The sequence below is a fragment of the Mitsuaria sp. TWR114 genome, assembly GCF_007997345.1.
Map to the genome: position 1 here is coordinate 1 of NZ_VOSR01000796.1, position 4,936 is coordinate 4,936.

At 71.0% G+C, this 4,936-nt stretch carries 6 protein-coding genes and 1 pseudogene; 6 read left to right on the forward strand and 1 reads right to left on the reverse strand.

From position 1 onward, the window contains the following. Both FUT87_RS24280 and FUT87_RS24285 read left to right on the forward strand, forming a co-directional pair. The coding region (locus FUT87_RS24280; protein WP_147242654.1) for a helix-turn-helix domain-containing protein at nt 1-326 on the forward strand (326 nt) is incomplete at its 5' end. A gap of 254 nt (nt 327-580) precedes the next feature. Beyond that, entirely contained in the window at nt 581-1,045 is a 465-nt protein-coding gene (locus FUT87_RS24285) for a LysE family translocator (protein ID WP_310735324.1), read from the forward strand. Between the two features lie 37 nt (nt 1,046-1,082). On the opposite strand, the gene FUT87_RS24290 is transcribed toward FUT87_RS24285, so the two are convergent. Next, nucleotides 1,083-1,583 carry a helix-turn-helix domain-containing protein gene (locus tag FUT87_RS24290; protein ID WP_147242655.1) on the reverse strand — a complete coding sequence of 167 codons (501 nt, stop codon included), beginning with the start codon at nt 1,581-1,583 and terminating at the stop codon, nt 1,083-1,085. A gap of 172 nt (nt 1,584-1,755) precedes the next feature. On the opposite strand from FUT87_RS24290, the gene FUT87_RS31855 reads away from it, so the two are divergent. From FUT87_RS31855 to FUT87_RS24305, 4 genes and pseudogenes are all read left to right on the forward strand, one after another. Continuing rightward, on the forward strand, nt 1,756-2,202 hold the full coding sequence (locus FUT87_RS31855) for a biotin/lipoyl-binding protein (RefSeq protein ID WP_404935439.1): 447 nt from the start codon (nt 1,756-1,758) through the stop codon (nt 2,200-2,202). After that, nucleotides 2,199-2,933 (forward strand): HlyD family secretion protein, encoded by a 735-nt coding sequence (locus tag FUT87_RS31860; protein ID WP_404935440.1) that lies wholly within the window; start codon nt 2,199-2,201, stop codon nt 2,931-2,933. Before FUT87_RS31855 ends, FUT87_RS31860 begins: the two co-directional genes overlap by 4 nt. Further along, complete coding sequence (locus FUT87_RS24300; protein ID WP_147242656.1) at nt 2,930-4,573, forward strand: DHA2 family efflux MFS transporter permease subunit; 1,644 nt, start codon at nt 2,930-2,932, stop codon at nt 4,571-4,573. The genes FUT87_RS31860 and FUT87_RS24300 overlap by 4 nt, the downstream gene beginning before the upstream one ends. Before the next feature lie 48 nt (nt 4,574-4,621). Beyond that, a pseudogene (locus FUT87_RS24305) lies at nt 4,622-4,936 on the forward strand (hypothetical protein); the annotation flags it as partial.

Consider the following 4,936-nt stretch of genomic DNA (forward strand, 5'->3'; position numbering starts at 1 on the left):
CGACCGCGCTCCCTTCCGGCATCGCCGCCGCCCGCGCCCGCCTCGATGACGAACTCGCCTCCCCGGCGAGCCTCACCGACCTCGCCCGCGAGGCCGGCCTGAGCCGCTTCCAGTTCCTGCGCGCCTTCACCCGCGCGACCGGCCTGCCGCCGCATGCCTATCTCGTCCAGCGCCGCCTGCAGCGCGCGCGCCGGCTCATCGGCCTGGGCACCCCGCTCGCCGAGGCCGCCGCCGCCAGCGGCTTCTGCGACCAGAGCCACCTCACGCGCCACTTCGTCCGCTGCTTCGGCATCCCGCCCGGCGTCTACGCGGCCGCGCTGCGCTGAGCCGCCCGGCCCTGCAATTTCGTCCAAGACGCGCCGCCCCTCGCGGCCCGACCATGCGCTCTCCGCAGCCATCGCATCGAGGTCCGCCGTGCCCTTCTCCTCGCTCTCCAATCCCGAGTTCCTGGTCACCTCGCTGATCGTCGTGGCTTCGCCCGGCACCGGCGCGCTGGTGACGCTCGCCGCCGGCCTGTCCAGCGGCGGACGGGCCGCGCTCGCGGCCGCCTTCGGCTGCACCCTCCGGCATCGTGCCGCACATGCTGGCTGCGATCACCGGCCTGGCCGCGCTGCTGCATGCGAGCGCGCTCGCGTTCGACCTCGTGAAGTGCGCCGGCGTTGCCTACCTGCTCTACATGGCCTGGATGTCGCTGCGCGAGCGCGGCGCGCTCGCCATCGATGCCGCCGGACCGCCTCGCTCCGCGCGCGAGATCGTCGCCCACGCAGTGCTGGTGAACCTGCTCAATCCCAAGCTGTCGATCTTCTTCGTCGCCTTCCTGCCGCAGTTCATCGCCCACGACGAGCCCCGCCCGACGCCCTTGATGCTCGAGCTGTCCCTCGTCTTCATGGCGATGACCTTCGGCGTGTTCGCGGTCTATGGCGTCTTCGCCGCCGCGATGCGCGACCGCGTGCTGTCCCGCCCGCCGGTGCTGCGCTGGATGCGACGCGGCTTCGCGGCCGCCTTCGTGGGACTGGGCGTCAAGCTCGCGCTGGTGCAGCGCTGAGGGCGCTCGCCGGGAACGCGCACGATGGCCATCCGCGCTAAGCGCCCGCCTCGTTCTTCACTTCCCCATCGAAGTCGAACAGCTCGACGCGCCGCGGCGCGGCCGAGCGCCGCTCCACCTTGTGCTGCGGCCCGATCGCCTTGCCCGTGCGAGCATCGATCAGCTGCAGCTCCACCGGCTCGCCGGTCTCCGTGTCGATGAGCCGCATCGGCTTGCCCTTCAACGCCGCGTGCCGGTTGCCCCAGTTCAGCATCGTCAGCATCACTGGCCGGAAATCGCGGCCCTTGGGCGTCAGCACGTACTCGAAGCGCGGCGGCTTCTCGCTGTAGGGCCGCTTCTCCAGCAACCCGCGATCCACCAGCTCCGCCAGCCGCCGCGTCAGCGTATTGGACGCAATGCCGAGCTCGGTCACGAACTCGTCGAAGCGGTGATGCCCATAAAACACCTCGCGCAGGATCAGCACGCTCCAGCTGTCACCCAGCATGTCGGCCGTACGCGCCACCGGGCAGGCCATCTCCTCGAAACTCGTGCGGCGCATCGGCGGTCTCCTTGGGTTGCCCCGCCATTCTCACTGACTTCCATCATGGAAGTCAGTTGACGAATCCGGAACAGTGCATTCCACCGCCAGTCACTTCCATCATGAAAGTGACGTTCCTATAGTCCGCTCCATCACCCGCCGCCCCGGCGGGCCCTCGATGCCGGAGCTCCGCATGACCGCCTCTTCCCCCAACGCCACCGCCACGGCCGCTTCCCCGGCACCCGTTCCTCCCGCGCCTCCCGCTCCTTCTCTTCCTCCCGCGTCCTCCGCTGGCTCGCGCAGGCCGTTCGGCCGCACCGCGCTGTCGTGGGCCGCGCTGACCGCCGCCGTGCTCGCGGCCGGCGCCTATGGCGCCCACTGGTGGACCACAGGCCGCTTCCATGAGGAGACCGACGACGCCTACGTCGGCGGCGACATCACCGTCGTCGGCGCGAAGGTCGGCGGCTACATCGCCGAGCTGCCGGTCACGGACAACCAGTTCGTGCGCGCCGGCGAGCTGCTGGCCCGCATCGACGCGCGCGACTACGACGCCGCCCTGCAGCGCGCCACCGGCGCCGTCGAAGCACAGGAGGCCGCCATCGCCAACCTGGCCGCGGCCGCCGCGCTGCAGCAGGCGTGATCGCCAAGGCGAGCGCCGGCATCGCCGCGGCCTCCGCCGAGGAGCAGCGTGCCCGCGACGACTTCGCGCGCTATCAGGATCTGGTGCGGCGCTCGGCTGTCTCGGTCGAAAGCAGCCAGCGCGCCGAGGCCGCCTTCAAGACCGCGCAGGCCGGCTCCGCCCGCGCCCGTGCCGAGCAACTCGCCGCCGAGCGCCAGCTCGACGTCATCGCGACGCAGAAGCGCCAGGCGCAGGCCGCGCTCGACCAGGCCCGCGCCGAACGCGAACTCGCGCGCCTGAACGTCGGCTACACGGAACTGCGCGCGCCGCGCGATGGCTACATCGGCAACCGCAAGGCGCGGCTGGGCACCTATGTCGGCGTCGGTACGCCGCTGATGTCGGTCGTCCCCGCGCAGGGCCTCTGGGTCGACGCCAACTTCAAGGAAGACCAGCTCGCCCGCATGCAGGCCGGACAGCCCGTGCGCATCCGCGCCGACGCCTGGCCCGGCGTCGTGATGTACGGGCGGCTCGGCAGCCTGGCGCCCGCGACGGGCGCGCAGTTCAGCGTGCTGCCGGCCGAGAACGCCACCGGCAACTTCACCAAGATCGTCCAGCGCGTGCCGGTGCGCATCCAGCTCGACGCCGCGGATGACCGTCTCGGCCGGCTGCGCCCCGGACTGTCCGTCGTGGTCGAGGTCGACACCGCCGCAGACACCGCCGCCCCGTCCGCCAAGACCGCGAGCCTGCCATGAGCACCGCGCTCACTGCTTCCCCGTCTCCGCCAGCGCCGGCATCGATGCCGCCGCGCGCGCGTCCCGCCTTCTGGTCCAACGACGTCATCCCCGTCGCCCAGCTGAGCACGCGCGACAAGGTGCTCGCCTTCGCGACGATGTGCATCGGCATGTTCATCGCGCTGCTGGACATCCAGATCGTCTCGGCCTCGCTGCGCGACATCGGCGGTGGCCTCTCCGCCGGCGCCGACGACACCACCTGGGTCCAGACCAGCTACCTGATCGCCGAGATCATCGTCATCCCGCTGTCGGGCTGGCTCGCCAGCGTGATGTCCACGCGCTGGCTGTTCGCCGCCTCGGCGCTGGGCTTCACACTGACCAGCCTGCTGTGCGGCCTGGCCTGGAACATCCAGAGCATGATCGCGTTCCGCGCGCTGCAGGGATTTCTCGGCGGCTCCATGATCCCGATGGTCTTCACCACCGCCTTCATGTACTTCGACGGCAAGCAGCGCGTCATCGCCGCGGCCACCATCGGCGCCATCGCCTCGCTCGCGCCGACGCTCGGGCCAGTCGTCGGCGGCTGGATCACCGACATGCTGTCGTGGCAGTGGCTCTTCTACATCAACCTGCTGCCCGGCCTCGTCGTCACCGTCGTCGTGCCGCTGATGGTGCGCGTGGACAAGCCCGACCTCTCGCTGCTCAAGGGCGCCGACTACCTGTCGATGGCGCTGCTCGCGGTGTTCCTGGGCTGCCTCGAGTACACGCTCGAGGAAGGCCCGCGCTGGAACTGGTTCGGCGACACGACCATCACCGTCACCGCCTGGACCGCCGCACTGAGCGGCCTCGCCTTCATCGGGCGCAGCCTGACCGCCGCGCGGCCCATCGTGGACCTGCGCGCGCTCAAGGACCGCAACTTCGCGCTCGGCAGCCTGTTCTCATTCATCACCGGCATCGGCATCTTCGCCACCATCTACCTCACGCCGCTGTTCCTCGGCCGCGTGCGCGGCTATGGCGCGCTGGACATCGGCCTGGCCGTGTTCTCCACCGGCGTGTTCCAGGTGATGAGCATCCCGCTCTACGCCTTCCTCGCCAGCCGCTTCGACCTGCGCTGGATCCTCTTCGCGGGGCTCGCGCTGTTCGCGCTCTCGATGTGGGAGTTCATGCCGATCACGCACGACTGGGGCGCGCATCAGCTGCTGCTGCCGCAGGCGCTGCGCGGCATGGCGCAGCAGCTCAGCGTGCCGCCGGTGGTGACGCTGGCGCTCGGCGCGCTGCCGCCAGCGCGGCTCAAGCTGGCCTCGGGACTGTTCAACCTGATGCGCAACCTGGGCGGCGCCATCGGCATCGCGGCCTGCGCGACGGTGCTCAACGATCGCACCAATCTGCACTTCCAGCGCCTGGCCGAGCGCCTGCATGACGGCAACGAGGCGATGAGCGGCTTCCTCGCCTCCGCCGGCGCGCCGCTGTCCTCGCTGCCTTCGGGCGATGCGGCCACCGCGGCGCTGCGCCAGCTCTGGTCGCTGACCTACCGCGAGGCGGTGACGATGACCTTCTCCGACGCCTTCCTGCTCGTGATGGTCTGCTTCGTCGCGGCGCTGCTGTTCGTACCGCTGCTGCGCAAGATCGCGCCGCCGTCCGCCCCGTCCGCCGATGCCCATTGAGTTTCGCGCCCGCCCCCTCCATCGCGCCGCACTTCCTGGAGTTCCGCCATGACGCTCCCGCTTTCCTCCACTGCCCGCCTGCCACGGCGCTCCGCTTCGCTGAACCTGGCGCTGGGCGCCGTGCTCGCCGCGGCGCTCGCCGCTTGCGCGCCGATGACCGATCCGGCCGGCCGCCCTCGCGCGCTCGATGAGCAGTTCGCCGGCCAGGCGCTGATCTCGCAGCGCCAGACCGGCGACTCGCCTGCGGCGCTGGCCGCCTGGTGGCAAGGCTTCGACGATCCGGCATTGAGCGCCATCGTCCAGCGCGCGCTCGACCAGAACCTGGACCTCGCCATCGCGCTGGCCCGCGCCGAGCAGGCGCGC

Excerpts from the sequence above, each read along its gene's own strand:
- FUT87_RS24290 (WP_147242655.1), bottom strand. The coding sequence starts at position 1,583 with ATGCGCCGCACGAGTTTCGAGGAGATGGCCTGCCCGGTGGCGCGTACG.
- FUT87_RS24300 (WP_147242656.1), top strand. The coding sequence starts at position 2,930 with ATGAGCACCGCGCTCACTGCTTCCCCGTCTCCGCCAGCGCCGGCATCG.
- FUT87_RS24285 (WP_310735324.1), top strand. The coding sequence starts at position 581 with ATGCTGGCTGCGATCACCGGCCTGGCCGCGCTGCTGCATGCGAGCGCG.
- FUT87_RS31855 (WP_404935439.1), top strand. The coding sequence starts at position 1,756 with ATGACCGCCTCTTCCCCCAACGCCACCGCCACGGCCGCTTCCCCGGCA.